We start from the raw sequence: 26297 nt of genomic DNA, 5'->3' as shown, positions 1-26297 counted from the left end.
CGTGCCCGAGCTTCCCGAGGTCGAGGTCGTCCGTGCGGGGCTCGCGCCGGCGGTCACGGGCGCGCACGTCGCCGGGGTCGAGGTGCTCGACGCCCGGTCGTTGAAGCGGCACGACGCGGCATCCGGCGATTTCGAGGCGCTGCTGACCGGCGAGCGCATCGAGGCCGCGGTGCGGCGCGGCAAGTTCCTGTGGATGCCGCTGACCGGAGGCGCCGCACTGGTCGGCCACCTCGGCATGAGCGGGCAGCTGCTGCTGCGCACGAGCGACCACCCGGGCGACGACCGCCATGCGCGGATCCGGCTGCACCTCGAGCACCCCGAGCATGGCGAGCTCCGGGTCGACTTCGTCGACCAGCGCATCTTCGGCTCGATGGCGATCGATCGCCTCGTGCCGACCGCCGACGGCAGGGTCGCCGGCTACTCGGCCGACGTCACCGGCCGGTGGGCGCGCAGCATCCCCTCGCAGGTGGCGCACATCGCGCGCGACCCGCTCGACCCGGCGTTCGACGACGACACGTTCGCCGCGGCGCTCGCCCGCCGGGCGACCGGCATCAAGCGCGTGCTCCTCGACCAGGGCGTTATGTCGGGCATCGGCAACATCTACGCCGACGAAGCCCTGTGGGCCGTGCGCATGCACGGCGAGCAGCCCGCGTCGAGCCTCGGCCGACGGCGGGTGCGCGAGCTGCAGGCCGCGGTGCGCGAGGTGCTCCGGAAGGCGCTCGCCGAGGGCGGCACGAGCTTCGACGCGCAGTACGTCAACGTCAACGGCGCATCCGGGTACTTCGCGCACTCGCTGAACGCCTACGGCCGCACGGGATCGCCGTGCCCGAGGTGCGGGACGCCGATCGTGCGCGAGGCGTTCATGAACCGCTCCTCGCACCGGTGCCCGCGCTGCCAGCGGATGCGCGCGGGGCGACGGTCCCCCGGCGGCGGCGCCGGCGTCATCCGCGCTGCCACGTCGCCTGGATCGAGTGCGGGCGGAACCCCAGCCCGCGGTTGATGGCGAGCATCGGCCCGTTCTCGTCCGCGTTCCAGGTGTACACCGAGGTGCGTTCCGGTGCGGTCTCCGTCAGTGCGACGAGGTTCGCGAGCTTCATCCGCATGCCGAGGCCGTGGCCGCGATGCGGCCCGAGGACGAGGGTGTCGTCCTGGTAGGCGCCGTGCTTGCCCGGCGCGAGGGTCAGGATCGTGAATCCCGCGACCTCCCCGTCGGCGGCGATCGCTGCGACTGTGAGGTGCGTGCGCCCCGCCTTCGTCGCGCGCGCCTCGTCGTCGCGGATGCGCGCCGCGTCCCAGTGCTCGTCGGCGAAGTCCACCCCGCCGCTCGGCGCTTCGGCGACCATCTGCGAGCGGGCGGCGGCGAACGCGTCGAGGTGCTCGTCGGGCGTGCGCTCGCGCCACGCCTCGAGGCGGTAGCCGTCGTCGCGCGCGGCGTGCCGGGCGAGGCCGCGGAAGTGCGCCGCGCGGCCCGCGACCGGCAGGGCGCTCGCGACGAGGAGCTGGCCGAGGCGGTACCCGCGCGAGCGTGCGAACCGCACCGCGGGCGCGTCTGCTGGCAGCGACGCCTCGCCCTGCGGTGGGCGGATCCGCTCGCCCGATCCGTCGTCGGTGCGGTGCTCCGAGATGAGGAGGGTCGTCTCGCGGCCGGCGTCGCGAGCGGATGCCTCGACGGCCTCGAGCACGGCACCGCCGAGTCCGCGCCGCCGGTGGCCGGGGTCGACGCCGACCATCGTGATCATGGGTGCGCCGTCGGCCTGCTCGCGTTCCCACCATGCCGCTGCCGCGGCGATGAGCCGCCCGCCCTCGAAGACCCCGAACCGGCGGCGCTCGAGGTAGGGGTCGCCGCCGAGGACGGCGAGCTCGGCGGCCGAGTAGCTGAACTCGTCGGTGCCGGTGGTCTCGAGCTGGATGCGGCGCGCGAACTCGGCGTAGGCCTCGAGGTCGGCCGACTCGGGGATGCCGATGCGGTCGGGTGAGCGGATGGCGCGGAGCGCTCCCGGCCCGTCCGCCGGCGCGGCTCCGCCGGGCCGCGGCGCCGCGCTCACGGTCGCTGCCAGACCGACTCGAGCGCGAACGGCCGGAAGCCGAGGTCGATGTTGATGGCGAGCATGTGCTCATTCTCGTCGGCGTTCCACGTGTAGACGCGCTCGCGGGTGGCATCCGTCGCCTCGAGCAGGACGAGGTTCTCCAGCTTCAGGCGCATGCCGAGCCGGTGGCCGCGGTGGGCGGCGAGCACGATCGTGTCCCACTGCTCGACGGCGGGGGAACCGGCCGGCAGCGAGAGCACGGTGAATCCGGCGACCGTGTCGTCGGGTGCGACGGCGGCCGCGGTCAGGGTCGTGCGCCCCATCGCGGCGGTGCGCCGCTCGTCGTCGCGGACCCGGTCGGCGTCCCAGCGCTCGAGCTCGTAGTCGATCGCGCCCGACGGCGCGTCGACCGACATGCGCTCGTGCGCGACCGCGAGCGAGTCGAGCAGGTCGTCGGGGGCGTGATCGACCCAGGTGCGCACCCGGTACCGGGCGGATGCCGCGAGCCCGTCGAGTCGCGACCGGAACTCGTCGGCACGTGCCGCGGCGTCGAGCACGCTGACCCGGTCGAGCTGGCCGAGGGCGTAGCCGCGGGCCACGGCGAAGCGGGCGGGCGGGTCGCCGGCGGGGATCGTCGCGTCGCCCTGCGGCGCGTGCAGCACCTCGTCGCCGTCGGACCCGGCGTCGGCCGGGTGGTCTGCGGCGAGCACGAGCGTCGGGCGCCCCGCGTCCCGGGCGATCCGCTCGGCGCGCTCGAGCAGCGCCGAGCCGATGCCCTCGCGTCGTCGCTCGGGGACGACGCCGAGCATCTCGAGGTACGCGGTCCGCGCCTGGTCGTCCCGCTCCCACTCGAGCTCGGCGATGCCGACGAGGGCGTCGCCGTCGAAGGCGCCGAGCGGCACGTGCGCACGGTACGGGTCGTCGGCGAACTGGCGCACCAGCTCGGTCACGGGCCGCGCGAGCTCGTCGGTGCCCAGCCGCTCGAGGTCGAGCCGGCGGATCAGCGCGGCGTACGCGTCGAGCTCGGCGGATGCCTCGGCATCCGCCTGGTGGGGGACCCGGACGGGTCGGATCTCGATGCCCATGCGTCCTCCTCGACTCCGAGCAGCCTGCCAGCCTAGCCCGCGGGTGCGCCCGCCGGAAGCGCCTCCCGCGGCGTCGACGGCCGTCGGAGCGTCCGGATCCGCGCGAACCCGGCGAGCGAACCCGGCCGGCGGCATCCGCTCGGGTACGCTCGTGCGAGGCATCCAGCACCATCACGCCGCGACACCGGGGGGACATGTACCTCAAGAGCCTCACGCTCAAGGGCTTCAAGTCCTTCGCGCAGCCGACCACGTTCGCGTTCGAACCGGGCGTGACCTGCATCGTCGGCCCCAACGGCTCCGGCAAGTCGAACGTCGTCGACGCGCTCGCCTGGGTCATGGGCGAACAGGGCGCCAAGACGCTGCGCGGCGGCAAGATGGAGGACGTCATCTTCGCGGGCACCTCGACCCGCGGGCCGCTCGGCCGTGCCGAGGTGAGCCTGACGATCGACAACTCCGACGGCGCGCTGCCGATCGAGTACACCGAGGTCACGATCTCGCGCACGCTGTTCCGCAACGGCGGCAGCGAGTACGCCATCAACGGCGAGCAGTGCCGCCTCCTCGACGTGCAGGAGTTGCTCAGCGACTCCGGCCTCGGTCGCGAGATGCACGTCATCGTCGGTCAGGGCCAGCTCGACCAGGTGCTGCACGCGAGCCCCGAGGACCGCCGCGGGTTCATCGAGGAGGCCGCCGGCATCCTGAAGCACCGCCGCCGCAAGGAGAAGACGCTCCGCAAGCTCGACGCAATGCAGGCCAACCTCACGCGCCTGACCGACCTCGCCGCCGAGCTGCGCCGCCAGCTCAAGCCGCTCGGCCGCCAGGCCGAGGTCGCACGCGAGGCCGCCGGCATCGCCGCGGTCGTGCGCGACGCCAAGGCCAGGCTCGTGGCCGACGAGGTCGTCGAACTCCGGCGCGTCCTCGCGGACGCGGGGCGAGCCGAGCACGAACGGCACGCCGAACGCCTCGTGCTGCAGCAGGAACTCGAACAGCACCAGGCGCGCATCGAACGGCTCGAACAGGCGCAGGGCGGCGACGCCGTCGACCGCGCTCGCGCCGCGAGCTTCGCGCTCGAGCAGTCGGAGGCCCGACTACGCTCGCTCGACTCGCTCGCACGCCAGCGGATCGCGCTGCTGTCGAGCCCGGACGACGGTGCGGATGCCGCGCCGACCGTGACCCTGGCCGACATCGACGCCGCGCGGGCCGAACTCGAATCCATCCGGGGCGGGGTGGGCGAGGCCGGTGCCGCGCTCGAACGCGCCGGGCAGGTCACGCGCGACGCGCGCGCCGCGCTCGACGCCGTCGACGAGCAGATCGCGGCGCAGGCCGCACGGGTCAGCGCGTACGACCTGCGGGCCTCGCAACTGGCCGGTCGAGCGGATGCCGCGGCCTCGAACCTCGCCGCCGTCCGCGGCGAGGTGCTGCGCCACCGCACCGCACTCGAGTCGGCCGAACTGCGGCGCGACGCCGCGGCCGCCGAGCTCGCGCGCATCGAAGCCGAATCCGACGCCGACCCGGGAGCCTCGACCGACCTCGACGAGGCGTACGAGCTCGCGCAGGCGGCCGTATTCGAGGCCGAGGGCGAGATCGACCGGCTCCGGGAGGCGCTGCACGAACGCGAACGCGAACGCGACGCCCTCGGCGCGCGCGTCGGCGCACTCTCGCTCGCGCTCGACCAGAAGGACGGTTCCGCGGCGCTCGCCGCATCCGGCGCCCCGGGCGTCCGCGGGCTCCTCGCCGAGCACCTGCGCGTCGAGCCCGGCTACGAGGTCGCGGTCGCCGCAGCGCTCGGACCGCTCGCCGAGTCGGTGCTCGTCGACGACCGCGCCGCCGCGCTCGGCGCGCTCGCGGCGGCCGCCGCCGACGACCTCGGTCGCGTGGCACTCACGATCGCCGACCCCGGCGGCGCCCCGCCCGACGGCCTCGACGTCCCGGGGCTGGTCCCCGCGGCATCCGTCGCGGACGCCCCCGACGGGGTGCGCGCCCTGCTCGCCGAGGTGCTCATCGCCGACGACCTCGACGCCGTCCGCGCCGCAGAGCCCGCGCTCGCCGCCCTCGACCGGCCCGCCACCGTCATCACGAAGGACGGCACGGTCATCGGCCGGTACGTCGTCCACGGCGGATCGGGTCGCACGCAGAGCCGCATCGAACTGCTCGCCGAACGCGACCGTGCGAAGGCCCGCCTCGACGAGGTCCGCGCCGAGATCGAACACGCGACGTCCGACCTCGACGAGCAGCGGGGGGCTGCCCAGCACGCGCGCGAGCGCTCCAAGGCGGCACTCACCGCGCTCCGCGAGTTCGACGCGCAGCTCGCCCAGCGCACCGAGGCGCTGAACCGCGCCCGGGTCCGGGCCGAGGCGGCGCTCGCCGAGACCGGCCGGCTCCACGAGGCGCTCGCCACCGCCGAGGAACGCATCGTCGAGGCCGAGACCGCGGCGGCCGACGCCGGCGCCGAGCTCGAGGCCGCCCGCGCCGAGACGCGCCCCGTGCTCGAGGCCGACCGCCGCGACGGGGCGCTGGCCGAGCTCGAACGCGCCCGCGAGGGCGAGGTCGAAGCGAGGCTCCGCCTCGAGACCGCTCGCGAGCGCGTGCGCTCGGAGGAGACCCGCATCGCGGGCATGGAACGCCAGCACGAGGCGGAGCGCCGCGCCGCCGAGGAGGCCGCACGGCGCACCGTCATCCGGCGCGCCCAGCTCGAGTCGGCGCAACGCGTCGCCGACGCCCTGCCCGCCGTGCTGTCGGCCGCGGGCCGGTCGGTCGCCGAGGCCCGCGTCGCGCTCGCCGCGGCGGAGGCCGAACGCGCGAGCCGGAACGAGGAGGTGCAGACGGCGCGCCGCGCCGAGGCATCCGTTCGCGAACGCCTGCACGCCGTCACCGAGGACGTCCACGGGCTCGAACTGCGCATCTACGAGAAGAAGCTGCACGTGGGCTCGCTCGTCGAGCGCGCCGCGAGCGAGCTCGGCCTCGACGAGGCCGTCCTCGTCGCCGAGTACGGACCCGATCAGCCCATTCCCGACGAGGCCGACCCGGACGCCGAACCGCGCCCCTACGACCGCACGGAGCAGCAGAGGCGCCTGCAGGCCGCCGAGCGCAAGCTCGGCCAGCTCGGCCGGGTCAACCCACTCGCGCTCGAGGAGTTCGCCGCCCTCGAGCAGCGCCACCAGTTCCTCACCGAGCAGCTCACCGACCTCGCGAACACCCGCAAGGACCTCCTCACGATCATCGAGGAGATCGACGGGCGCATGGAGTCGATCTTCCGGTCCGCGTTCGAGGACACGCGCGAGGCGTTCGCCGAGGTGTTCCCGATCCTGTTCCCCGGCGGCGAGGGCCGCATCGCGCTCACGAACCCCGACGACCTGCTCACGACGGGCATCGAGGTGAGCGTCAAGCCCGCGGGCAAGAAGATCGAGCGGCTCTCGCTGCTCTCGGGCGGCGAGCGCTCCCTCGCGGCCGTCGCGCTGCTCATGGCGATCTTCAAGGCCCGACCGAGCCCGTTCTACATCATGGACGAGGTCGAGGCCGCGCTCGACGACGCCAACCTCGGCCGGCTGCTCACGACGTTCGAGAGCCTGCGCGAGGAGAGCCAGCTCATCGTCATCACGCACCAGAAGCGCACGATGGAGATCGCGGACGCCCTCTACGGCGTGTCGATGCGACAGGACGGGGTGTCCGCCGTGGTCGGCCAGCGCGTGCGCCAGGAGCTCGACGCGAAGGCCAGCTGAGCAGACGGATGCCGGGGCCGCGGCATCCGCTCAGGTGAGCCGCCGGTCGCCCGGCGCGAGCACCCGGAACCAGCGGTACCCGTAGGCGTCGAGCTCGACGTCGACCCGCCCGCGATCATCGATCGGATCGGCGTCGACGGCGAACAGGTCGGAGAGCACGGCCCCGTCGGGAACGTCGCCGAGCTCGAGGGTCACCCGCACGGGGCGCGGCGCGAAGTTGTGCAGCGCGACGAAGCGCAGGTGGTCCTCGGTGATGCGGTGCGCGAGCACCGCGGGCTCGCCGACCTCGAGCAGCTCGAACGCGCCCCAGCCGATCTCGGGCGAGCTGCGGTACCGGGCGACGAACCCGCGTATCGCCGCGAGCAGCGAGTCGGGGTCGTGCATCTGCGCCTCGACGCTGACGTGCTCGGGTGCGTACCCGTCGGCGGGCGGCGTGGCCGCGAGGCGGCTCGGAGCGGCCCGCGAGAAGCCGCCGTTGCGCCCGCCGGTCCACTGCATGGGCGTGCGCACCGCCTGGCGCTTCTCCTGCTCGCCGTTCTCGCCCATGCCGATCTCCTCGCCGTAGAAGAGCACCGGCGTGCCGGGCAGCGCGAACAGCAGGCTGTAGACCATGCGCACCCGGCGCGGGTCGCCCTCGAGCATCGGCGGGAGCCGCCGCACGATCCCGCGACCGTAGACGCGCATCCACTCCTCGGGGGCGAACGCGTCGAACACCTCCTCGCGCTCGGCGTCGGACAGCTTGTCGAGCGTCAGTTCGTCGTGGTTGCGCACGAAGTTCGCCCACTGCTTCTCGGGTTCGAGTCGAGGGCGCTTCGCGAGGGTGTCGCGCAGGGCCGTGGCATCCTGTCTCGCGAGCGACAGGTAGAGCCGCTGCATGGCCTCGAAGTCGAACTGCAGGGTCAGCTCGGCCGGGTCGCCGTCGGCGCCGAAGTAGGCGATCTGCTGCTCGTACGGCAGGTTGACCTCGCCGAGGAGGATCGCCTCGCTCGCCCGGCGCTGGAGGTAGCGCCGCAGGTCGCGCAGGAGCTCGTGCGGGTCGCCGACGTCCACGCCGGCGGGCGGTTCGATGAGGAACGGCACGGCGTCGACGCGGAAGCCAGAGAACCCGAGCTCGAGCCAGAACCCGACGGTCTTGGCGACCTCGTCGCGCACCTCGGGGTTGGCGATGTTCAGGTCGGGCTGGTGCCGGTAGAACGAGTGCAGGTAGTACTGGCCCGTGCCCTCGTGCCACTCCCACACGCCCTCCTCCTCGCCGGGGAAGACGCTCTCGGGCGGGTTCGGCGGGATCTCGTCGCGCCAGACGTAGAAGTCGCGGTAGGGCGCGTTGCGCCCGCGCTTGGCCGAGACGAACCACGGATGCCGGTCGGACGTGTGGTTCATGACCAGGTCCATGATCACGCGGATGCCGCGGTCCCGCGCCGCGCGCGTGAACGCGACCACGTCGCCGAGCGAGCCGAGCCGCGGGTCGACCCCGAGGAAGTCGACGATGTCGTAGCCGTCGTCCTGGTCGGGCGAGGGCTGGAACGGCATGAGCCAGATGCACGTGACGCCGAGCTCGGCGAGATGGTCGAGCCGGTTCGCGAGCCCTTCGAAGTCGCCGGAGCCGTCGTCATTCCAGTCCATGTAGGTCTCGACGTCGAGGCAGTAGACGACCGCGGTCTTCCACCACAGGTCGCCGCGGTCGGTCGCGCGCATCGGGCTCAGCCTTCGCTTCCCGTCGACGCTCCCGCGGCTCGCAGGGCGGGCAGCACGTGCGCTCCGAACGCGTCGATGAACCCGCGCTGCTGCCGGCCGACGTGATGGAGGTAGATGCGGTCGACGCCGAGGTCGGCGATCCCGAGCAGGGCGTCGAGGTGACGCCGGGTGTCGGATGAGGCGAGCAGGGTGTCGGCCACCTCGGACGGCTCGGCGTCGGCCGTGCGCTCGTCGAAGGCCTCGGGGCTCGCGAGTTCCCACGCGAGGTGCGGCGACACGAGACTCTGCCGCCACTGGTCGTGCGCGATCGCGACGGCCTCGTCGTCGGTCGGGGCCCAGCTGAGATGCACCTGCACGCAGATCGGGCCACGACCACCGGCTCCGCGGTACGCGTCGATGAAGTCCCCGAGCGCGTCGCGGCCCTGGTCGACCGTGATGACCCCGTCGGCCCACGCCGCGGTCTCGGCCGCGGTCTCGGTGCTGACCGCGGCCGCGATGAGCGGCGGGGTCTCGTCGGGGCGCGTCCAGAGCCGGGCCTCGTGCACGCTGACCTCGCCCTCGTGGGTCACCGTCTCGCCCGCGAGGAGGCGCCGCATGACGTCGACGGTCTCGGCGAGCCGGCGGTCCCGGGCGTCCTTGTCGGGCCATGGCTCGCCGGTGATGTGCTCGTTGACGGCCTCGCCGCTGCCGATCGCCGCCCAGAACCGGCCGGGGAACATCTCGCCGAGCGTCGCGATCTTCTGCGCCGCGACGGCCGGATGGTACCGCTGGCCCGGCGCGGTCACGACGCCGAGCGAGAACGAGGTCGCCTGCAGCGCGGCGCCGAGCCACGACCAGGCGTAGCCCGAGTGGCCCTGGCGCACGCTCCAGGGCGCCCAGTGGTCGCTGCACATGGCTGCGTCGAAGCCGGCCCGCTCGGCCTGCACGACGGCGTCGAGGAGCGCGCTCGGCGGGAGCTGCTCGTGCGACGCGTGGAATCCGACGAGGGGCATGGGGGGTCTCCTTCCGTCCGTGGCGATGCTTCCGGGACGGTTCGGCCGCGACAAGGCCTTGCGGCCCTCGCGCCCGCCGGGTATGCGCGGGCGCGGGCGAGGTGCGGCCGATGAGTGCGGGGCGGGCACGAGGCATCCGCCCCCGTAGGCTGGGAGGCATGGTGGAACGCGCATCGTGGTCGCTCGGATCGGCCCTCCGCAACGTGTTCGGCGCGCGGACGATCGACGAGGACACGTGGGACGACCTCGAGTCCGCGCTGATCCGCGCCGACTTCGGGCCTGCGGTGACCGAGGAGATCGTCGAGTCGATCAAGGCGCAGGTCGAGCGGTACCGCACGACCGACCCGAAGGACGTCCAGCGGATGCTTCGCGAACTCGTCGAGGAACGGCTCGCGAAGTACGACCCCACGCTCAAGCTCACCGAACGGCCCGCGGTCGTGCTCGTGGTCGGCGTCAACGGGGTGGGCAAGACCACCACGATCGGCAAGTTCGCGAAGTTCCTCCGCAACTACGGCCGCACCGTGGTCGTCGGCGCCGCCGACACCTTCCGGGCCGCCGCGGTCGACCAGCTCGCGACCTGGGCCGAACGCGCAGGCGCCGAGGTCGTGCGGCCCGAACGCGAGGGGCAGGACCCGGCGTCCGTGGCGTTCCAGACCGTCGAGCACGCCAAGCGCACGGGCACCGAGATGGTCATCATCGACACGGCCGGTCGCCTGCACACCAAGGGCGGGCTCATGGACGAGCTCGGCAAGATCCGGCGCGTCGTCGAGAAGCAGGCGCCGATCAGCGAGGTGCTGCTCGTGCTCGACGCGACCACCGGGCAGAACGGGCTCGCGCAGGCCGAGGCGTTCATCCGGCACGGCGGCGTCACGGGCCTCGTGCTCACCAAGCTCGACGGCTCGGCCAAGGGCGGGTTCGTCATCGCAGTCCAGGAGAAGACCGGCCTGCCCATCAAGCTCATCGGCCAGGGCGAGGGCATCGGCGATCTCACGGGTTTCACGCCGCACGTGTTCGCGCAGCAGCTCGTCGGCTGAGGAGGGGAGGGCACGCATGTCCATGGAGCACGACTACTTCGGACTCGTCGGCGACTACTGGTCGGAGGACGTCGAGTACGCCGACCAGCGCGTCGAGGTCGTCCTCGACGCCGACGCCGACGCCGTCTCGCTCGCGGCGCTCGATACGGCCGCGACCCTCATCGGGGAGCTCGAACTCGTCGACGACGAGCTGCGGTCGCTGTTCGTCACCCAACTCGACTCCGCTTCCTCGCCCGTGGCGCAGTTCCTCGGCGCGATGCTCGACGCCGATCTCGACGAGGCCGACGAGGTGGATGCCGCGATCGGCCGCGACTCGGGCGACCGCCAGATCGACGCGCTCAGGTCGATGTCGCTGGTGCGCGTCGACCTCCGCCCCGATGCCGACGGCCCCGGCGACGTGTTCGCCGAGTTCGAGTACGGTCTCGCGCCCGAGGACACCGATGAGCGGCTCGTCGCCACGATCGACGTCGAGCGCGAGATCGTCGACGTGCGCTTCGAGGGGTAGGTCCGCGCCAGTAGACTGGGCGGCACTATGGCTACGTTCGGCACCCTCTCTGACCGTCTGACCGAGACGTTCAAGAACCTCCGCACCAAGGGCAAGCTCTCCGCGTCCGACGTCGACGGCACCGTCCGCGAGATCCGGCGCGCGCTGCTCGACGCCGACGTCTCGCTCGACGTCGTGAAGACCTTCACCGCGACGGTGCGCGAGCGTGCCCTCGGCGACGAGGTGAACCGGGCGCTGAACCCCGCGCAGCAGGTCGTGCAGATCGTGAACGAGGAGCTCGTCGGCATCCTCGGCGGCCAGCAGCGGCGGCTGCAGTTCGCGAAGAACCCGCCGACCGTCATCATGCTCGCGGGCCTCCAGGGCGCCGGCAAGACCACGCTCGCGGGCAAGCTCGCGAAGTGGCTGAAGAAGGACGGCCACACGCCCATGCTCGTGGCCGCCGACCTCCAACGCCCGAACGCGGTGAACCAGCTGCAGGTCGTCGGCGAGCAGGCCGGCGTGACCGTCTTCGCGCCCGAGCCCGGCAACGGCGTGGGCGACCCGGTCCGCGTCGCGAAGGATGCGGTCGCGCAGGCGTCCCGCGCCCAGCACGACGTCGTCATCATCGACACCGCCGGCCGTCTCGGCGTCGACGCCGAGCTGATGAAGCAGGCCGCGAGCATCCGCAAGGCCACGAACCCCGACGAGGTCCTCTTCGTCATCGACGCCATGATCGGCCAGGATGCGGTCACGACCGCGAAGGCCTTCCAGGACGGCGTCGACTTCACGGGAGTCGTGCTCTCCAAGCTCGACGGCGACGCGAAGGGCGGTGCCGCGCTGTCCGTGGCATCCGTCACCGGCCGGCCCATCATCTTCGCCTCCACGGGCGAGGGCCTGGACGACTTCGAGCCCTTCCACCCCGACCGCATGGCGAGCCGCATCCTCGACCTCGGCGACATCCTCACCCTCATCGAGCAGGCCCAGCAGGCCTTCGACGAAGAGGAGGCCCTCAAGGTCGCCGAGAAGATCGCGTCGGAGCAGTTCACGCTCGAGGACTTCCTCAAGCAGATGCAGCAGCTCCGCGGCGCCGGTTCGATCAAGAAGATGCTGGGCATGCTTCCCGGCGCCGGCGGCATGAAGCAGCAGCTCGAGAACTTCGACGAGCGCGAGATCGTGCGCACCGAGGCGATCATCCAGTCGATGACGCCCGCCGAGCGGCGCAACCCGAAGCTGCTGAACGGATCGCGTCGCCTGCGCATCGCCAAGGGCTCGGGCATGACCGTGACCGACGTGAACCAGCTCGTGCAGCGGTTCGAGCAGGCCGCGAAGATGATGAAGACGGTCGCGCGCGGCGGCGTCCCGCAGATCCCCGGCATGGGGCCGATCCCCGGCGGTCACGGCGGGGGAGCGCGCAAGGCCAAGGGCAAGAAGAAGTCGCAGGGATCGCGTTCGGGCAATCCCGCCAAGCGCGCAGCCGAGAACGCGGCCATCGCGTCCGGTGCCGCGCCCGCGGGCGCGTCGGACGCGCCCGTCGGATCGGGCTTCGGGCTCGGCGGCGGCGGTGCGAAGGGCGGGCCGACCGAAGAGGAGCTGGCCAGCCTGCAGAAGATGCTCGGTCGCTGACCTCGCCGAGCTCGCCGAGCTCGCCGGCGGGCGCTCACTGCGCGCGCGTCGTCCCCTCGCGCAGCTCGCGGGCGAGGTGCGCGACGACCGCGGTCAGGTCGCCGCCGTGCTCGGCAGCGACGCGAAGCTGACGCTCGTAGCCTGCGCCGTGCTCGAGCATCGCCCGGATGCGCTGGAGCTCGACCGGGCACCCGAGGCGCTCCGCGACGGGCGCCAGCGTCGTGAGCAGGTCGGCGACCTCGTCGGCAACGAGGCGCTCGGTGCCCGCGGTGTCCGTGATGATCTCGGCCTGCATGCCGTATCGGGCGGCACGCCACTTGTTCTCGCGCACGTACCAGGGCTGCATCGTCGGGAGGGTCTCGCCCTCGTCGAGCCTCGTCGACAGCCACTCCACGAGGCAGTGCACGAGGGCGGCGATCGCACCGATCTCGTCCGCTGAGGACACGCCGTCGCAGACGCGCACCTCGATGGTGCCCCAGCGGGGCGAGGGCCGGATGTCCCAGCGGACCTCGGTGTGATCCTCGATGACGCCGGTGCGCACGAGGTCGTCCACGTACCGCTCGTAGGACGCCCAGTCCGGGAACTGGTAGGGCAGCCCGGCGGTGGGCAACTGCTGGAACATCAGCGCTCGATTGGACGCGTACCCGGTCTCGACGCCCGCCCAGAACGGGCTCGACGCGGAGAGCGCCTGGAGGTGCGGCACGTACGCGAGCATCGCGTCGAGGATCGGAAGCGCCTTGTCGCGCTCCTCGATGCCGACGTGGACGTGGATGCCCCAGATCATCATGTTCCGACCCCACCAGCGGGTCCGCTCGACGAGCTTGTGGTACCGGGGCTTGTCGCTGAGTCGCTGGTCGTACCATCGGCTGAACGGGTGCGAGCCGCTGCAGATGAGCTCGTACTCGCCGAGTCGGTCGAGCACGGCACGCACCTCGGCGACCTGGCCGGTGAGGTCTTCGACGGCGCCGGCGACACGATCGTGGACTCCGCTGACCAGCTCGACGGTGTTCGTCAGGAGCTCCGACGTGATCCACGGGTGCGGCGACCCGTCGGGGCCGCCGAGTTCGGTGAGGACGACGTCGCCGACCGATGCGAGCTCGCCGGTCGCCCGATCGACGATGGCGAGCTCCCATTCGATGCCGACGCTGGAACGCGCGGACCTCGCGAACTCGATCTCCATTGGCGACCCCCCGTCCCCGTTCGCCGCGCGTGCGGCGTGTGAGCAAATCCTCCCACGAGCACGGGGGAGCGTCTCGTGCGCGCCGCACCCGACGGGTCGGGACGACCGAGTACGATGTGCCGCATGACACCTCGAAAGGCCGGCACTCCGTGACGCTCGAGCCCATGCGCCTGCCCGAGGTGCAGAGCCTGCGCGAACAGGTCGAACGCACGCTCTCGTCGCGGATCGTGGCCGGCGAGTTCGCGCCGGGCACCGTGCTCACGGTGCCGACCCTGGCGAGCGAGTTCGGCGTGAGCGCGACGCCCGTGCGCGAGGCGATGCTGAACCTCGCTCGTCGGGGGTTCCTGAGCCCGATCCGGAACCGCGGATTCCGGGTGACCGAGATCTCGCTCGACGAACTGCGCGAGCTCGGCGAGGTCCGCGCCCTGCTCGAGGCGCCGCCGCTGCGCAGGCTCGCCGGCCATGTCCCGGCCGAGACCGTGGCCCGCCTCGACGAGCTCGCTGCCGAGATCGTCGCCGCCGGTCGCGAGGGCCGCTTCGAGGCGTACCTCGAGGCCGACACGGCGTTCCACCTGACCCTGCTCGAGCTCACCGGCAACCGGCATCTCGTGCGACTGGTGAGCGAGCTGCGGCAGCAGACGCGGCTCGTCGGGCTCGTGAACCTGGCCGAGAGCGACGCGCTCGTCGCCTCGTCGCTGGAGCACGCCGAGCTCGTGCGCCTGCTCGTCGAGGGTGACGGCCCGGCCGCCGAGGCGCTGATGCGGCGGCACGTCGGCCATGTGGCCGGGATCTGGAGCGGCCAGGACGAGGGCTGACCCCGTTCGTCGTCGTAGAGTAAAATGTCACACGTGACATGTGCTTTGGTTCTGCACGGCAGACCACTGGAACACGACGAAGTGGAGGCGCCGTGCGCGTCATCGTGATCGGCGCGGGCGCCGTCGGGGCGGCCAGCGCCCTCGCGCTCGCCGAGGCGGGAGCCGAGGTCGTCGTCGTCGACCGGGTCGGCGTCGCCGGCGAGACGTCGAGCCGCTGCGAGGGCAACATCCTCGTCTCCGACAAGGGGCCGGGCGCCGAGGCCGAGCTCGCGATCGTCGCCAACCGCGCCTGGCGGTCGCTCGCCGAACGCCTCGACGACGAGCGCGGGCCGGGCCGGCCGGCCACCGAGTTCGAGGCGAAGGGCGGCATCGTCGTCGCCTTCCCCGGCGGCGAGGGTGCGCTCGCCGACTTCGCCGGAACCCAGCGCGGCATCGGCATCCGCGCCGTCGAGCTGGATGCCCCGGAGCTGCGCTCCCTCGAGCCGCACCTGTCGCACGAGATCGGCAGCGGCATCCACTACCCCGACGACGCGCAGGTGCAGCCGAGCCTCGCGACGCAGGCGATGCTCGCGCGGGCGGTGCGCCTCGGGGCGCAGCTGCGCATCGCCGAGGTGACGGGGGCGCGGTACGCGCGGGGCCGCTCGGGCGGCGCCTCGGGCCGCATCGTCGGCATCGAGACGAACGCCGGGCCGATCGAGGCCGACGCGGTCGTGAACTGCGCGGGCCCCTGGGCCGGCGAGGTCGCCGCCCTGCTCGGTACCCGCCTCGACATCCGGCCCCGCCGTGGCATGATCCTCGTCACGGTGCCGATGCCGCAGCGCGTGTTCCACAAGGTCTACGACGCCGACTACGTCGGTGCCGTGGGTTCCGCGGATGCCGCGCTGCAGACGTCGACCGTCGTCGAGTCGACGCCCGCGGGCACCGTGCTCATCGGTTCGAGTCGTGAACGGGTCGGGTTCTCCGACGCGCTCGCCCTGCCCGCGCTCGCCGGGATCGCCGCGAAGGCCACCCGGCTCTTCCCGTTCCTCGCCGACACCATGGTCCTGCGCAGCTACCACGGGTTCCGCCCGTACGCGCCCGACCACCTGCCCGCGATCGGCGCCGACGGCGGGATCGACGGGCTCTTCCACGCGGCCGGCCACGAGGGCGCCGGAATCGGGCTCGCCCCGACGACCGGCGAACTCGTCGCGCACGCGGTGCTCGGCACGCCTGCGCCGCTCGACCCCACCCCGTTCCTGCCGACCCGTGCGGCCCTGCGAGAGGAGGCCGCGTGAGCGCCCCCATCGACGACGTCCGCATCAGCTTCGAGGGCGAGGAGCTCTCCGGCCGCGAGGGGCAGACCATCGCCGGCGTGCTCATCGCCGCAGGGCACCGCAGCTGGCGCACGGCCGACGGCGCCGAGCGCGGCGTGTTCTGCGGCATCGGCGTCTGCCAGGACTGCGTCGTCACGGTCAACGGCGTCGAGAGCGTGCGTGCCTGTCAGCGCACGGCCGTCGACGGCGACGAGATCGCCCGGGAAGCGCGATGAGCCGCCGCGTCGTCGTCATCGGGGCAGGGCCCGCCGGGCTCGCGGCCGCCCAGGCGGCGCTCGCGCACGGGGCCGAGGTCTGCGTGCTCGACGAGGGGGAGCGCCCGGGCGGCCAGTTCTGGCGGCACCACGACGCGCTGACCGATCCTCGACTGCAGCACCAGTGGTCGCGGTTCGAGCGGCTGAGGGCCGTGCTCGAGCGGGCGAGGGTGCACCGCAGCACGAGCGTCTGGCGCATCGAGACCGAGGGCGGGTTGCGCGTGCACGCGCTCGCGGGGCCCGCCGACGCCGCAGCGCGTACCGCGCTCACGATCGATGCCGATGCGCTCGTCATCGCGACCGGGGCGCACGACCGGGCGCTTCCGGTGCCCGGGTGGACCCTGCCGGGCGTGACCACGGCCGGGGCGGCCCAGGCGCTCGCGAAGCGCGACGGCATCGCGCTCGGGCGGCGCACCGTCGTCGCGGGTGCCGGTCCGTTCCTGCTTCCCGTCGCGGCGAGCCTCGCCCACGTGGGCGGCGAGGTCGCCGAGGTCGTCGAGGCCTGCGCGGCCGGGGCGCTCGCCCGCGGCTGGGGCCGGGCGCCGTGGCAGCTCGCCGGCGCCGCAGGCAAGGCGAGCGAACTGGGGGAGTACCTCGCCTCGCTCGCCCGCCACCGCACCCCGTACCGCTTTGGGCAGGCCGTCACCCGCATCCACGGCGACCGCGCCGTCGAGGCCGTCACCGTGCAGCGCATCGACCGCGACTGGCGCCCGATCCAGGGCACCGAGCGCACGGTCGAGTGCGACGCGGTCGCCCTGGGGCACGGGTTCACGCCCAGGCTCGAAGCTGCGATCCAGGCGGGCTGCGCGATCAGCGCGGCGCGCTTCGTCACGGTCGACGAGCGGCAGGCGACGAGCACCGACGGCGTCTTCGCGGCCGGCGAGGTCACCGGGATCGCGGGCGCCGATGCCGCGCTCGCGGAAGGCGCGGTCGCGGGCTTCGTCGCGGCCGGCGGCGCCCTCGACGACGAACGGATGCGCGGCCCGCTCCGGGCACGTCGCCGCATGCACGCCTTCGCCGAGCGACTGGCGACGCACGAGATCCGACCCGGCTGGACCGCGTGGCTCGACGACGACACGATCGTCTGCCGCTGCGAATCGGTGACGCGCGCCCGGATCGAGGCGTTCTCGGAGCGCGGCGTCGCCGCGGTGGACACGAGCTCGAGCCGCGGCTTCCGCCTCGCGACCCGGGCGGGACTGGGGGCGTGCCAGGGCCGCACGTGCGGCCGGAGCGTCGAGGACCTCGTGGGGCGGCCCCTCGGGCTCGACCGCCGCCCCGTGCTCTCGTCGCTGCGCATCGGCGAGCTCGCTGCGTGCGAGACTTCTCCACCGATGTAGTGCGTGATATATTACTCGGAACCGGTGCACGTCGGCGGTCGCCGACACCGCCCGCCCGAGACATCCGCACTTCGCACACCGAACGGCGAACGACAGAATGGACAGCAGATGACCACCCAGACCATGGACCTCGGCGGTGTCGTCGTCGCCACCACCCTGGCCTTCCGCGAAGACGACTCGGCCCCCGCCGGGCTCGCCGTCGACTACGACAGGTTCGGCGAGCACGTCGACTTCCTCATGTCGAACGGATGCCGCGGCGTCGGCCCCAACGGCTCGCTCGGCGAGTACTCCTCGCTCACCGACGACGAGCGCCGCAAGGTGACCCAGGTCGCCGTCGACGCCGTCGCCGGGCGCGGGATCGTCGTCGCCGGCGTGCACGGCGTCGGAAGCCACCAGGCACGCACGTGGGCCGAGATCTCCCAGGAGGACGGCGCCGACGGCGTGCTCCTGCTGCCGCCGACGCTCTACCGCGCCAACGAGGCCGAGGTCATCGCGCACTACCAGGAGGTCGCGAAGGTCGGACTGCCGATCATGGCCTACAACAACCCCTTCGACACGAAGGTCGACCTCGTGCCCTCGCTCGTCGCGAAGCTCGCCGAGATCCCCGAGGTCGTCGCGATCAAGGAATTCTCCGGCGACGTCCGCCGCGTCTACGAGATCAAGGAGCTCTGCGACATCGACATCATCGCCGGTGCCGACGACGTGCTCTTCGAACTCCTGGTCAACGGCGCCGTCGGCTGGTTCGCCGGCTACCCGAACGCCTTCCCGCGCGAAGCGGTCGAGCTCTACGACCTCTGCGTGCGGGGCGAATGGCACGAGGCGAAGGCGCTCTACGAGCAGCTCGTCGCGGTCTTCCGCTGGGACTCGCGCACCGAGTTCGTGCAGGCCATCAAGCTCTCGATGGACATCTGCGGCAACTCCTACGGCGGCCCGACCCGCCCGCCCCGCGGACCGCTCTCGCCCGAGCAGCACGCGCAGGTCACGGCCGACACCGAACGCGCGCTCGCCGCGCTCGCGGCCCGGAAGGCGGTGCTCGCCTGATGCGCGCGCGCCGGGTGATCACGGCCGTCGACTCCCACACCGAGGGCATGCCGACCCGCGTCGTCACGGGTGGCGTCGGCCGGATCCCCGGCGCGACCATGAACGAACGCCGGCTGCACGCCATCGAGCACCTCGACGGCCTGCGGGGCCTGCTCATGAACGAGCCCCGCGGCCACGCGTCGATGTCCGGAGCGCTCCTGCAGCCGCCCGCACGCGACGACGCCGACTGGGGGGTCGTGTTCATCGAGGCGAGCGGCTTCCTGCCGATGTGCGGGCATGGCACCATCGGCGTCGCGACCGTGCTCGTCGAGACCGGCATGGTCGAGGTGACCGAGCCCGTCACCGAGATCCGGCTCGACGTTCCCGCCGGCCTCGTGATCGCACGGGTCGCGGTCGAGGACGGCCGAGCCGTGAACGTCACGATCGAGAACGTCGAGAGCTTCGTCGAACGGCTGGACGCGCGGATCGAGGTGCCCGGCTACGGCGACATCCCGTACTCGATCGCGTTCGGCGGCAACTTCTACGCCCTCGTCGAGCTCGACGACGTGGGGCTGCCCTTCGACCGCTCCCGCAAGGACGACATCATCCGCGCCGGCCTCGCGATCATGGACGCCGTCAACGACCAGCACCCGCCGCGCCATCCGCTCATCGCCGGAGCGAACCACGTGCACCACGTCGAGTTCATCGCGCCCGGCTCCGACGCGGTCCGGTCCAGGCACGCGATGGCGATCCATCCCGGCTGGTTCGACCGCTCGCCGTGCGGTACGGGCACGAGCGCCCGCATGGCCGAGCTGCACGCCCGCGGCGAGCTCGCGCTCGACACCGAGTTCGTCAACGAGTCGTTCATCGGCACCGCCTTCACCGGGCGGCTCGTCCGCGAGACCGAGGTCGGCGGCATCCCCGCCGTCGTGCCCACGATCACGGGCCGCGCGTGGGTGACCGGCCACGGCCAGTACCTGCTCGAGGACGACGACCCGTTCCCCGAGGGCTTCGTCTTCTGACCGTTCCCGCCCCGCGCGGACCCCGACCCGACCACCTGGAGACCCACCCATGCAGACCGGAACCGACATCGACGAGGTCGCGGGCCGCGCCGCGAGCGCCGCCCGACCCTTCGCCGGCACCCGCCCCCGGGACCGTGCCGCGGCACTCGTCGCCGTCGCCGACGCGCTCGACGCCGCAGCCGCCGAACTCATCGCGATCGCGATGCGCGAGACCGGTCTCGGCGAGGCGCGCCTCACCGGCGAGGTGCGCCGGACCACGAACCAGCTCCGCCTGTTCGCCGAGGCGATCGTCGACGGCGCGTACCTCGACGCGCGCATCGACGACGCCGACCCCGGCTACGTGATCGGCCCGCGACCCGATGTGCGGCGCGTGCTCGAACCCGTGGGCCCCGTGCTGAACTTCGCCGCCTCGAACTTCCCCTTCGCGTTCTCGGTCGCCGGCGGCGACTCGGCCGCGGCGCTCGCCGCCGGGTGTCCCCTCATCGTGAAGGCGCACTCGGGGCACCCCGACCTCTCGCACCGCACCGGCGAGGTCGTCGCCGCCGCGCTCGCCGGAGCGGGCATGCCCGAGGGCACGTTCCAGGTCGTCGCCGGCCAGGAGGCGGGGGTCGCGCTCCTGAAGGACGAGCGCATCCGCGCTGGCGCCTTCACCGGGTCCACGCACGTGGGCCGGCTCCTCGCCGACATCGCAGCGGCACGCCCGCGCCCGATCCCGTTCTTCGGCGAGCTGGGCAGCGTCAACCCGGTGTACGCGACGGCGGCCGCCGTGTCGGAGGACCCCGAGCTGCTGCGGGGCTTCCTCGCGTCGGTTGCGGGCTCGGCGGGGCAGCTGTGCACCAAGCCGGGCTTCCTGTTCGTGCCGCGCGAGGTTGCGCTCGGCCCGGTCGGTGAGACCGCGGCGTCGATCGCGGAGCACCGCCTGCTGAACCCCGGCATCGGACGCGCGTTCGAGGAGCGTCGGGCCGCCGTGCTGGGCGCCCCCGGCGTCACCGTGCTCGCGGAGGGCGGCGTGCGCGTCGACGACGCCGAGCAGCGGTTCGCGACGCCGACCGTCGTCGAGGTCGACCTCGCGACGCTGCGCGAGCATCGCGACGAGCTCCTCGAGGAGTCGTTCGGGCCGCTCTCGATCATCGTCCGCTACGACGACGCGAGCCGGCTGCCCGAGGTGCAGCGCGAGCTGTTCCCCGGCAACCTCACCTCGACGCTGCACGCGAGCGACGCCGAGCTCGCCGACGGCGGATTCGCCGATCTCGTCGAGGCGCTCGCCGAGACGAGCGGCCGCGTGCTGTTCGGCGGCTGGCCGACCGGCGTGTCGGTCACGAGCGCGATGCAGCACGGCGGTCCCTACCCGGCGACCACGAACGACTCGACGAGCGTCGGGACCGCGGCGATCACCCGGTTCCTGCGCGCCGTCGCGTACCAGAACGCACCGCAGGCGCTCCTGCCGCCGCCGCTGCGCGACGACAACCCGTGGGGCGTGCCGCAGCGGCGCAGCGCAGCGGGCCGCTCGGCCGGCTGGGGGAGCCTGACCGGGGAGCATTGAGCACGTCGGGCGGGGGCGGATGCCGCGGGGCCCGGGCCCCGCGGCATCCGCCCCCGTCGTTCGTGCGGTCAGCGGCCGTCAGCGCAGGCTGAACCCGTCGGCGAGCGGGTCGGCCGGGTCGAGCTCGAACTCGCAGCGGCCGACCCGGTACGCCTGCCCGGTCACCTCGGGGATCACCCCGTCGGCGGTGCGCTCGGCGACGCGTGCGAGGAACCGGGTGCCGATGATCGAGTCGTGCGTCAGCGTCTCGCCGTCGGCGAGCTCGCCGCTCCGGTCGAGGAGCGCGACCCGCGAGGCGGTGCCCGAACCGCACGGGCTGCGGTCGACCTCGCCGTCGGCGAAGACGGTCACGTTGCGCTGCCACGGGCCCGACTCGGTGCGCCCGAGCCCGTCGAAGAGGATCGTGCCGTACACGCCGGAGAGCCGCTCGTCGTCGAGTCGCGCCGCAGGGTGGTCGTTCAGGGCCCACTTGATCTCACGACCGAGGCGGATCAGTTCGGGCGTGTGCGCCGGGGCGACCTCGAGCCCGAGTGACGCGGCCGGCAGCGTCGCGTAGACGGCACCGCCGAAGACGAGGTCGACGAGCACGTCGCCGCGGCTCGTCGACAGCGGGATCGTCCGCGCGAGCACGCGCGAGGCGACGTTGCGGAACACGACCGCCGTCGTGCGTCCGGCCTCGCGCAGCACGCGCGCCTGGACCCGACCGCTCGGCACGTCGATCGTGACGACCGCCTCCCCGTCGTCGGGCGCGGCGATGCGACCGCTCGCGACCGCCCAGGCGCCGAGCGCCATCGTGCCGTGACCGCACGCGGTGGAGAAGCCGTCCTTGTGCCAGAACAGCACGCCGAAGTCGGCGCCGTCGTCGTCGGGCGGCGTGATGAAGCCGCCGTACATGTCGTCGTGCCCGCGGGGCTCCAGGCAGAGGAAGCGCCGTACGACGTCGGGTTCGCCGGTCATCGCGTTCACCCGCCGCTCCGCGACGGTCCGCCCCTCGGTCGCGACGCCGTCGACGATCCTGAAGGGCTCGCCGGCGGTGTGCCAGTCCTCGGTGCTCCAACGCATCACGCCCGCCCTCCTTCGATCGCGGCCTGGGCGACCGCGAGGTCCTGCCAGCCCATGCCGCACGTCTTCACGACTCGCGGGCGATCCCATGCCACCGCGACGTCGCCGGTGGCGATCCGCGCCATCGGCACGAGGTCGTCGAGGCGGAGGTGCCCCTCTTCGACGGCCATGATCACGTCCCCGGCCTCGGTGCGCGCGACCCGTTCGGACTCCACGATCACCTGGGCTCGCGCGAGGAGCGCGCCCGGCAGTTCGCGCGCGTCGCGCTCGTGCGAGCCGACCGCGACGAGCGCGGCGCCCTCGCGCACGAGGGTCGCATCGAAGAGCGGTTCGCGCGCGGTCGTCGCGCAGACCACGAGGTCGGCGTCGGCGACGTCGCCGGCGGTGCCGACGGCCACGTCCAGCCCGGTGGTCGCGAGCGCCGCCACCGCGCGTTCGGCCCGCCCCCGATCGCGGCCGACCAGGCGGACCCGCTCGATCGGCCGGATGGAGCGCATCGCCTCGACGTGGCGAAGGCCCTGCGGGCCGGTGCCGAACACGACGAGGCTCGCGGCCTCGGGTTCGGCGACGAGGTCGAGCATCGCGGCCGACATCGCCGGGGTGCGCAGGTTCGTCAGTTCGGTGCCGTCGAGCAGGGCGACGGGCGCGAGGGTCTCTGCGTCGAGCACGATGTACACGGCCTGGATGCGATCGAGTCCGCGTTCGGGGTTCGCGGGTGCGACCGTCGCGAGCTTCTGGCCGGCGTACCGGCCGAAGTCCGCGGGCATCAGGAGGAGCTGCCCGCTCCGCACGTCGACGATCGACCGGGGCGGATCGTCGTCGGGATCGAATCCTGCCCGAAGTGCGTCCCGGAGCGCGCGGGCCGCGCGGGGGAGGTCGATGCGGGCGCGGAGGGCCGCCGCATCGAGGACCTGCATGGCGGCGATGACATCGGGCATGTCGACAATCTTACTATGTGACGTGTAATGTGGCACACATCGCGGATTGTTCGACGAAGCACTTCCGACGATCCGCGGTGCTGAACGGCCTCGCGGCACGGATGAACCCGAAGGTGACCGATGTCCCGGAAGCTCCTCTCGCTCGAGACGGCCGCCCGGGTCGGCGCCGTCGAGGCGTGGATCACCAACGAGTTCGAACACGACGGCCTGCACCGGGGCGACGTCGCCGAGCGACTGTTCACCGCCCTCGAGGTTCGCCTCGGCATGGCACCAGGAACGATCGAGGGCCGCGAACCAGTCGGCCGGGAGGAGAACCGATGACCACGAACGACGCACTGGATGCCGTCGCCGAGCGCGCCGTGCCCGACGCGGCGGCACCCGCGCGATCCATGCCGCAACCGGCAGAGCCCGATCCTCGGATGCCGCGGCTGACCGAGGTCCCGGGCTTCCGACAGTGGATGCGCGAGGGCTGGGGCGGGGCCGATCGCACGCCCGTGGTCCCGCCGGGGGGCGCGGATGCGGGTGCTCGGCACCGGGTCCAGCTGGGGGAGGCGCTGCCCGGCCGCGTGCTCGCGGTGGCGGCGGGGCGGGCGCCCAGGCGCGTGAACGACAACGCGCACGAGTTCCGGGCCGACAGCGACTTCCTCTGGCTCGTCGGGGCCGCGATCGAGGATGCCGTGCTCGTACTCGAACCGGTCGCCGGCGGGCACGATGCGACCCTCTACCTCCCCGCTCCGTTCCGTCCGGGCGACGACGGCTTCTTCGCGGATCCGCTGCGGGGCGAGCTCTGGGTCGGGCCGATGCCCGGGCTCGAGGAGTACGCCGACGCGCTCGGAATCCGCACCAGGAGCGTCGAGCAGCTCGAGCTGCCGGCCGACGCGCTCGTCGCGGGCACCGTGGCGACCGAGGGGCCCTCCTCGGCGCTCGCCGCTCGGCCCAGGTCGGGAGAGCTCGCACGCGTGCTCGCCGAGTTGCGCATGATCAAGGACGAGTGGGAGCTCGCCGAGCTGCGCGCGGCCGTCGACACGACCGTCGACGGATTCGCCGCGACCGCGCTCGAGATCCCCGAGTCCGTGCGCCGGGGCGGCGAGCGCTGGCTCCAGGGCACGTTCGACCGCCACGCGCGCACCTTCGGGAACGGCGTGGGGTATGCGTCGATCGTCGGCTCCGGTGCGCACGCGCCGGTCCTGCACTGGGTGCGCGCGGACGGCGACGTCGACCCCGGATCCCTGCTGCTGCTCGACCTCGGCGTCGAGCGCCGATCGGGCTACACCGCGGACATCACCCGAACCCTGCCCGCGTCGGGTCGGTTCACCACGGCACAGCGCGAGGTCCACGACCTCGTCGAGCGGTCGCACCGCGCGGGGCTCGCAGCGGTCGGCCCCGGCCGCGACTGGTCCGACTTCCACACCGCGTGCATGGACGTGCTCGCACGGGGACTGGCCGATTGGGGCCTCCTGCCGGTCTCGGTCGACGAGGCGCTCTCGCCCGGCGGCCAGCAGCACCGGCGGTACATCGTGTGCGGGGTGGGGCATCATCTCGGCATCGACGTGCACGACTGCTCGGCGGCGAGCCACGGCGCATACCAGGGGGCGAAGATGCGCCCGGGGATGGCCCTGACGGTCGAGCCGGGGCTCTACTTCCACGCGTTCGACGAGACCCTTCCGCCCGAACTGCGAGGGGTCGGCGTCCGGCTCGAGGACGACCTCGTGGTGACCGAGGGCGGGAGCGAGGTGCTGTCGGCGGCGCTGCCGATCGACGCGGCCGGCATCGAATCGTGGATGGCACGACTCGGGTGATCCGCCGGTTCGCGGCATCCGGCGGAATCTGGCAGAATAGGGGGTTGGATCGCCGCCCGACCCTCTATCCGGCCGTGGTCCGCCCTTTCGAGCTTCCGCCGGGTGTGCACCCCACGCTCCAGGCGATCGGTTCACCGTTTTCTACACATTCAGGAGAATTGTGGCTGTCAAGATCCGTCTCAAGCGGCTCGGCAAGATCCGTGCCCCGTACTACCGCATCGTCGTGGCCGACTCGCGCACCAAGCGCGACGGTCGCGTGATCGAGGAGATCGGCAAGTACCACCCGACCGAGAACCCCTCGTTCATCGAGGTCGACTCGGAGCGCGCGCAGTACTGGCTGGGCGTCGGCGCGCAGCCGACCGAGCAGGTCCGTGCGATCCTCAAGCTGACCGGCGACTGGGGCGCGTTCAAGGGCGACAAGGACGCGAAGTCCACCGTCCAGACCGCTGAGCCCAAGGCCGAGTTCAAGGTCGACGAGGCCAAGAAGTCCGTCGTGAAGCCGAAGGTCGAGAAGGCCGCCGAGAAGCCCGCCGAGGCCGAGCAGGCGCCCGAGACCGAGTCGAACGAGGCGTAGGCCTTGCTCTCTTCCGCGCTCGAGCACCTCGTCAAGGGGATCGTCGATCACCCGGCCGAGGTGAAGGTCGTCTCCGCGTCGAGCGCGCGCGGCGAGGTCCTCGAGGTGCACGTGCACCCCGAGGACCTCGGCCGTGTCATCGGGCGGTCCGGTCGCACCGCCAAGGCGCTGCGCACCATCGTCGCAGCCCTCGCCGACGGTCGCCGAGTCCGTGTCGACGTCGTCGACACCGACGCCTGACGTGGCCGCGGCGAACCGCCCCCAGCAGCTGCGCATCGGTCGGCTGACCAAGGCGCACGGCCTGAAGGGCGCCATCAAGCTCGAGCTCTACACCGACGACCCCGAACGGCGATTCGTGCCGGGGGCCGTCTTCTCGCTCCAGGTCCCGGACTCCTCGCCGTGGCACGGCAAGGACCTCGTCTTCCGCGAGCTCCGCTGGTACAACAGCCAGCCCGTCGGGTTCTTCGAGGGCGTCGACGACCGCACTGCGGCGGAGGGGCTCGTGAAGGCGATCCTCTGGGTCGAGCAGCCGGCCGACGAGGAGCCCGAACCCGACGCCTGGTACGACCACCAGCTCGTCGGCCTCGCCGTCGTCCGCGACGGCGAGAAGGTCGGCGAGATCCTGCACGTCGACCACCTTCCGGCGCAGGACCTGCTCGTCGTCAGGACTCCCGGCGGCGAGGTCATGGTGCCGTTCGTCGCCGCGATCGTCCCCGAGGTCGACGTGGAGGCGGGAACCGTCACGGTCACGCCCCCGCCCGGACTGTTCGAGGATCTCGAGTAG

Annotated in this window: 24 protein-coding genes; 17 read left to right on the top strand and 7 right to left on the bottom strand. The window is 72.9% G+C overall.

From position 1 onward, the window contains the following. Position 1: 1 nt before the first annotated feature. Positions 2 to 1000 carry a bifunctional DNA-formamidopyrimidine glycosylase/DNA-(apurinic or apyrimidinic site) lyase gene (mutM, locus tag DSM26151_RS09030; RefSeq protein ID WP_234659238.1) on the top strand — a complete coding sequence of 333 codons (999 nt, stop codon included), beginning with the start codon at positions 2 to 4 and terminating at the stop codon, positions 998 to 1000. On the opposite strand, the gene DSM26151_RS09025 is transcribed toward mutM, so the two are convergent. Further along, on the bottom strand, positions 942 to 2045 hold the full coding sequence (locus DSM26151_RS09025; RefSeq protein ID WP_234659237.1) for a GNAT family N-acetyltransferase: 1104 nt from the start codon (positions 2043 to 2045) through the stop codon (positions 942 to 944). The genes mutM and DSM26151_RS09025 overlap by 59 nt on opposite strands. Then, on the bottom strand, positions 2042 to 3112 hold the full coding sequence (locus DSM26151_RS09020) for a GNAT family N-acetyltransferase (protein ID WP_234659236.1): 1071 nt from the start codon (positions 3110 to 3112) through the stop codon (positions 2042 to 2044). Before DSM26151_RS09020 ends, DSM26151_RS09025 begins: the two co-directional genes overlap by 4 nt. Positions 3113 to 3306: 194 nt before the next feature. On the opposite strand from DSM26151_RS09020, the gene smc reads away from it, so the two are divergent. After that, positions 3307 to 6828 carry a chromosome segregation protein SMC gene (smc, locus tag DSM26151_RS09015; RefSeq protein ID WP_234659235.1) on the top strand — a complete coding sequence of 1174 codons (3522 nt, stop codon included), beginning with the start codon at positions 3307 to 3309 and terminating at the stop codon, positions 6826 to 6828. Between the two features lie 30 nt (positions 6829 to 6858). On the opposite strand, the gene DSM26151_RS09010 is transcribed toward smc, so the two are convergent. Both DSM26151_RS09010 and DSM26151_RS09005 read right to left on the bottom strand, forming a co-directional pair. After that, complete coding sequence (locus tag DSM26151_RS09010) at positions 6859 to 8523, bottom strand: alpha-amylase family protein (RefSeq protein ID WP_234659234.1); 1665 nt, start codon at positions 8521 to 8523, stop codon at positions 6859 to 6861. A gap of 5 nt (positions 8524 to 8528) precedes the next feature. Continuing rightward, positions 8529 to 9515 carry a TIGR03885 family FMN-dependent LLM class oxidoreductase gene (locus tag DSM26151_RS09005; RefSeq protein WP_234659233.1) on the bottom strand — a complete coding sequence of 329 codons (987 nt, stop codon included), beginning with the start codon at positions 9513 to 9515 and terminating at the stop codon, positions 8529 to 8531. Between the two features lie 158 nt (positions 9516 to 9673). Between DSM26151_RS09005 and ftsY the strand changes: the two genes are divergently transcribed. From ftsY to ffh, 3 genes are read left to right on the top strand one after another with little or no spacing between them, the layout of a single operon-like run. Then, positions 9674 to 10549, top strand: coding sequence for a signal recognition particle-docking protein FtsY (ftsY, locus tag DSM26151_RS09000; RefSeq protein ID WP_234659232.1), 876 nt, complete (start codon positions 9674 to 9676; stop codon positions 10547 to 10549). 16 nt (positions 10550 to 10565) lie between these two features. Further along, on the top strand, positions 10566 to 11054 hold the full coding sequence (locus DSM26151_RS08995) for a DUF2004 domain-containing protein (RefSeq protein WP_234659231.1): 489 nt from the start codon (positions 10566 to 10568) through the stop codon (positions 11052 to 11054). Between the two features lie 27 nt (positions 11055 to 11081). After that, on the top strand, positions 11082 to 12656 hold the full coding sequence (ffh, locus tag DSM26151_RS08990) for a signal recognition particle protein (RefSeq protein ID WP_234659230.1): 1575 nt from the start codon (positions 11082 to 11084) through the stop codon (positions 12654 to 12656). Between the two features lie 34 nt (positions 12657 to 12690). On the opposite strand, the gene DSM26151_RS08985 is transcribed toward ffh, so the two are convergent. Continuing rightward, positions 12691 to 13836 carry a glutamate--cysteine ligase gene (locus DSM26151_RS08985; RefSeq protein WP_234659229.1) on the bottom strand — a complete coding sequence of 382 codons (1146 nt, stop codon included), beginning with the start codon at positions 13834 to 13836 and terminating at the stop codon, positions 12691 to 12693. Positions 13837 to 13985: 149 nt separating this feature from the next. On the opposite strand from DSM26151_RS08985, the gene DSM26151_RS08980 reads away from it, so the two are divergent. From DSM26151_RS08980 to DSM26151_RS08950, 7 genes are all read left to right on the top strand, one after another. Then, on the top strand, positions 13986 to 14651 hold the full coding sequence (locus DSM26151_RS08980) for a GntR family transcriptional regulator (protein WP_234659228.1): 666 nt from the start codon (positions 13986 to 13988) through the stop codon (positions 14649 to 14651). Between the two features lie 92 nt (positions 14652 to 14743). Further along, positions 14744 to 15925 (top strand): NAD(P)/FAD-dependent oxidoreductase, encoded by a 1182-nt coding sequence (locus tag DSM26151_RS08975; protein WP_234659227.1) that lies wholly within the window; start codon positions 14744 to 14746, stop codon positions 15923 to 15925. Further along, positions 15922 to 16179: a (2Fe-2S)-binding protein gene (locus DSM26151_RS08970; RefSeq protein ID WP_234659226.1), complete on the top strand. Its 258-nt coding sequence runs from the start codon at positions 15922 to 15924 to the stop codon at positions 16177 to 16179. The genes DSM26151_RS08975 and DSM26151_RS08970 overlap by 4 nt, the downstream gene beginning before the upstream one ends. Further along, positions 16176 to 17555 carry an FAD-dependent oxidoreductase gene (locus DSM26151_RS08965; RefSeq protein WP_234659225.1) on the top strand — a complete coding sequence of 460 codons (1380 nt, stop codon included), beginning with the start codon at positions 16176 to 16178 and terminating at the stop codon, positions 17553 to 17555. The genes DSM26151_RS08970 and DSM26151_RS08965 overlap by 4 nt, the downstream gene beginning before the upstream one ends. Positions 17556 to 17663: 108 nt before the next feature. After that, complete coding sequence (locus tag DSM26151_RS08960) at positions 17664 to 18596, top strand: dihydrodipicolinate synthase family protein (protein WP_234659224.1); 933 nt, start codon at positions 17664 to 17666, stop codon at positions 18594 to 18596. Beyond that, on the top strand, positions 18596 to 19597 hold the full coding sequence (locus DSM26151_RS08955) for a proline racemase family protein (RefSeq protein WP_234659223.1): 1002 nt from the start codon (positions 18596 to 18598) through the stop codon (positions 19595 to 19597). Before DSM26151_RS08960 ends, DSM26151_RS08955 begins: the two co-directional genes overlap by 1 nt. 49 nt (positions 19598 to 19646) lie before the next feature. Beyond that, the gene (locus DSM26151_RS08950) at positions 19647 to 21140 is read left to right on the top strand and encodes an aldehyde dehydrogenase family protein (protein ID WP_234659222.1); all 1494 of its coding nucleotides are present in this window, start codon (positions 19647 to 19649) and stop codon (positions 21138 to 21140) included. Positions 21141 to 21218: 78 nt separating this feature from the next. Here DSM26151_RS08950 and DSM26151_RS08945 read toward each other — a convergent pair whose 3' ends face one another. Further along, the gene (locus DSM26151_RS08945; protein WP_234661852.1) at positions 21219 to 22202 is read right to left on the bottom strand and encodes a proline racemase family protein; all 984 of its coding nucleotides are present in this window, start codon (positions 22200 to 22202) and stop codon (positions 21219 to 21221) included. Then, positions 22202 to 23140 carry an ornithine cyclodeaminase family protein gene (locus tag DSM26151_RS08940; RefSeq protein WP_234659221.1) on the bottom strand — a complete coding sequence of 313 codons (939 nt, stop codon included), beginning with the start codon at positions 23138 to 23140 and terminating at the stop codon, positions 22202 to 22204. Before DSM26151_RS08940 ends, DSM26151_RS08945 begins: the two co-directional genes overlap by 1 nt. 120 nt (positions 23141 to 23260) lie before the next feature. Between DSM26151_RS08940 and DSM26151_RS08935 the strand changes: the two genes are divergently transcribed. The 5 genes from DSM26151_RS08935 to rimM all read left to right on the top strand — a co-directional run bounded on the left by DSM26151_RS08935 (position 23261) and on the right by rimM (position 26297). Continuing rightward, entirely contained in the window at positions 23261 to 23461 is a 201-nt protein-coding gene (locus DSM26151_RS08935) for a hypothetical protein (RefSeq protein ID WP_234659220.1), read from the top strand. Further along, positions 23458 to 24939, top strand: coding sequence for an aminopeptidase P family protein (locus tag DSM26151_RS08930; protein ID WP_234659219.1), 1482 nt, complete (start codon positions 23458 to 23460; stop codon positions 24937 to 24939). Before DSM26151_RS08935 ends, DSM26151_RS08930 begins: the two co-directional genes overlap by 4 nt. Before the next feature lie 160 nt (positions 24940 to 25099). Next, the gene (gene rpsP, locus DSM26151_RS08925) at positions 25100 to 25513 is read left to right on the top strand and encodes a 30S ribosomal protein S16 (RefSeq protein WP_234659218.1); all 414 of its coding nucleotides are present in this window, start codon (positions 25100 to 25102) and stop codon (positions 25511 to 25513) included. A 3-nt stretch (positions 25514 to 25516) separates the two neighbouring features. After that, positions 25517 to 25753 carry an RNA-binding protein gene (locus DSM26151_RS08920; RefSeq protein ID WP_234659217.1) on the top strand — a complete coding sequence of 79 codons (237 nt, stop codon included), beginning with the start codon at positions 25517 to 25519 and terminating at the stop codon, positions 25751 to 25753. Between the two features lies 1 nt (position 25754). Continuing rightward, complete coding sequence (gene rimM / locus DSM26151_RS08915) at positions 25755 to 26297, top strand: ribosome maturation factor RimM (protein ID WP_234659216.1); 543 nt, start codon at positions 25755 to 25757, stop codon at positions 26295 to 26297.

This window comes from Agromyces marinus (genome assembly GCF_021442325.1).
Taxonomy (GTDB): Bacteria; Actinomycetota; Actinomycetes; order Actinomycetales; family Microbacteriaceae; genus Agromyces; species Agromyces marinus.
Note: the sequence above shows the minus strand (reverse complement) of the source record. Positions and strands in the feature narration are given on the sequence as shown.

Bases quoted from the DNA above. Each gene is read 5' to 3' on its own strand.
- DSM26151_RS08985 (WP_234659229.1), bottom strand. From the start codon at position 13,836: ATGGAGATCGAGTTCGCGAGGTCCGCGCGTTCCAGCGTCGGCATCGAA.
- DSM26151_RS09010 (WP_234659234.1), bottom strand. From the start codon at position 8,523: ATGCGCGCGACCGACCGCGGCGACCTGTGGTGGAAGACCGCGGTCGTC.
- DSM26151_RS08935 (WP_234659220.1), top strand. From the start codon at position 23,261: ATGTCCCGGAAGCTCCTCTCGCTCGAGACGGCCGCCCGGGTCGGCGCC.
- DSM26151_RS08930 (WP_234659219.1), top strand. From the start codon at position 23,458: ATGACCACGAACGACGCACTGGATGCCGTCGCCGAGCGCGCCGTGCCC.
- DSM26151_RS08950 (WP_234659222.1), top strand. From the start codon at position 19,647: ATGCAGACCGGAACCGACATCGACGAGGTCGCGGGCCGCGCCGCGAGC.
- DSM26151_RS09020 (WP_234659236.1), bottom strand. From the start codon at position 3,112: ATGGGCATCGAGATCCGACCCGTCCGGGTCCCCCACCAGGCGGATGCC.
- DSM26151_RS08955 (WP_234659223.1), top strand. From the start codon at position 18,596: ATGCGCGCGCGCCGGGTGATCACGGCCGTCGACTCCCACACCGAGGGC.
- smc (WP_234659235.1), top strand. From the start codon at position 3,307: ATGTACCTCAAGAGCCTCACGCTCAAGGGCTTCAAGTCCTTCGCGCAG.
- DSM26151_RS08940 (WP_234659221.1), bottom strand. From the start codon at position 23,140: ATGCCCGATGTCATCGCCGCCATGCAGGTCCTCGATGCGGCGGCCCTC.
- DSM26151_RS09005 (WP_234659233.1), bottom strand. From the start codon at position 9,515: ATGCCCCTCGTCGGATTCCACGCGTCGCACGAGCAGCTCCCGCCGAGC.
- ffh (WP_234659230.1), top strand. From the start codon at position 11,082: ATGGCTACGTTCGGCACCCTCTCTGACCGTCTGACCGAGACGTTCAAG.
- ftsY (WP_234659232.1), top strand. From the start codon at position 9,674: ATGGTGGAACGCGCATCGTGGTCGCTCGGATCGGCCCTCCGCAACGTG.
- DSM26151_RS08965 (WP_234659225.1), top strand. From the start codon at position 16,176: ATGAGCCGCCGCGTCGTCGTCATCGGGGCAGGGCCCGCCGGGCTCGCG.
- DSM26151_RS08945 (WP_234661852.1), bottom strand. From the start codon at position 22,202: ATGCGTTGGAGCACCGAGGACTGGCACACCGCCGGCGAGCCCTTCAGG.
- DSM26151_RS08960 (WP_234659224.1), top strand. From the start codon at position 17,664: ATGACCACCCAGACCATGGACCTCGGCGGTGTCGTCGTCGCCACCACC.
- DSM26151_RS08995 (WP_234659231.1), top strand. From the start codon at position 10,566: ATGTCCATGGAGCACGACTACTTCGGACTCGTCGGCGACTACTGGTCG.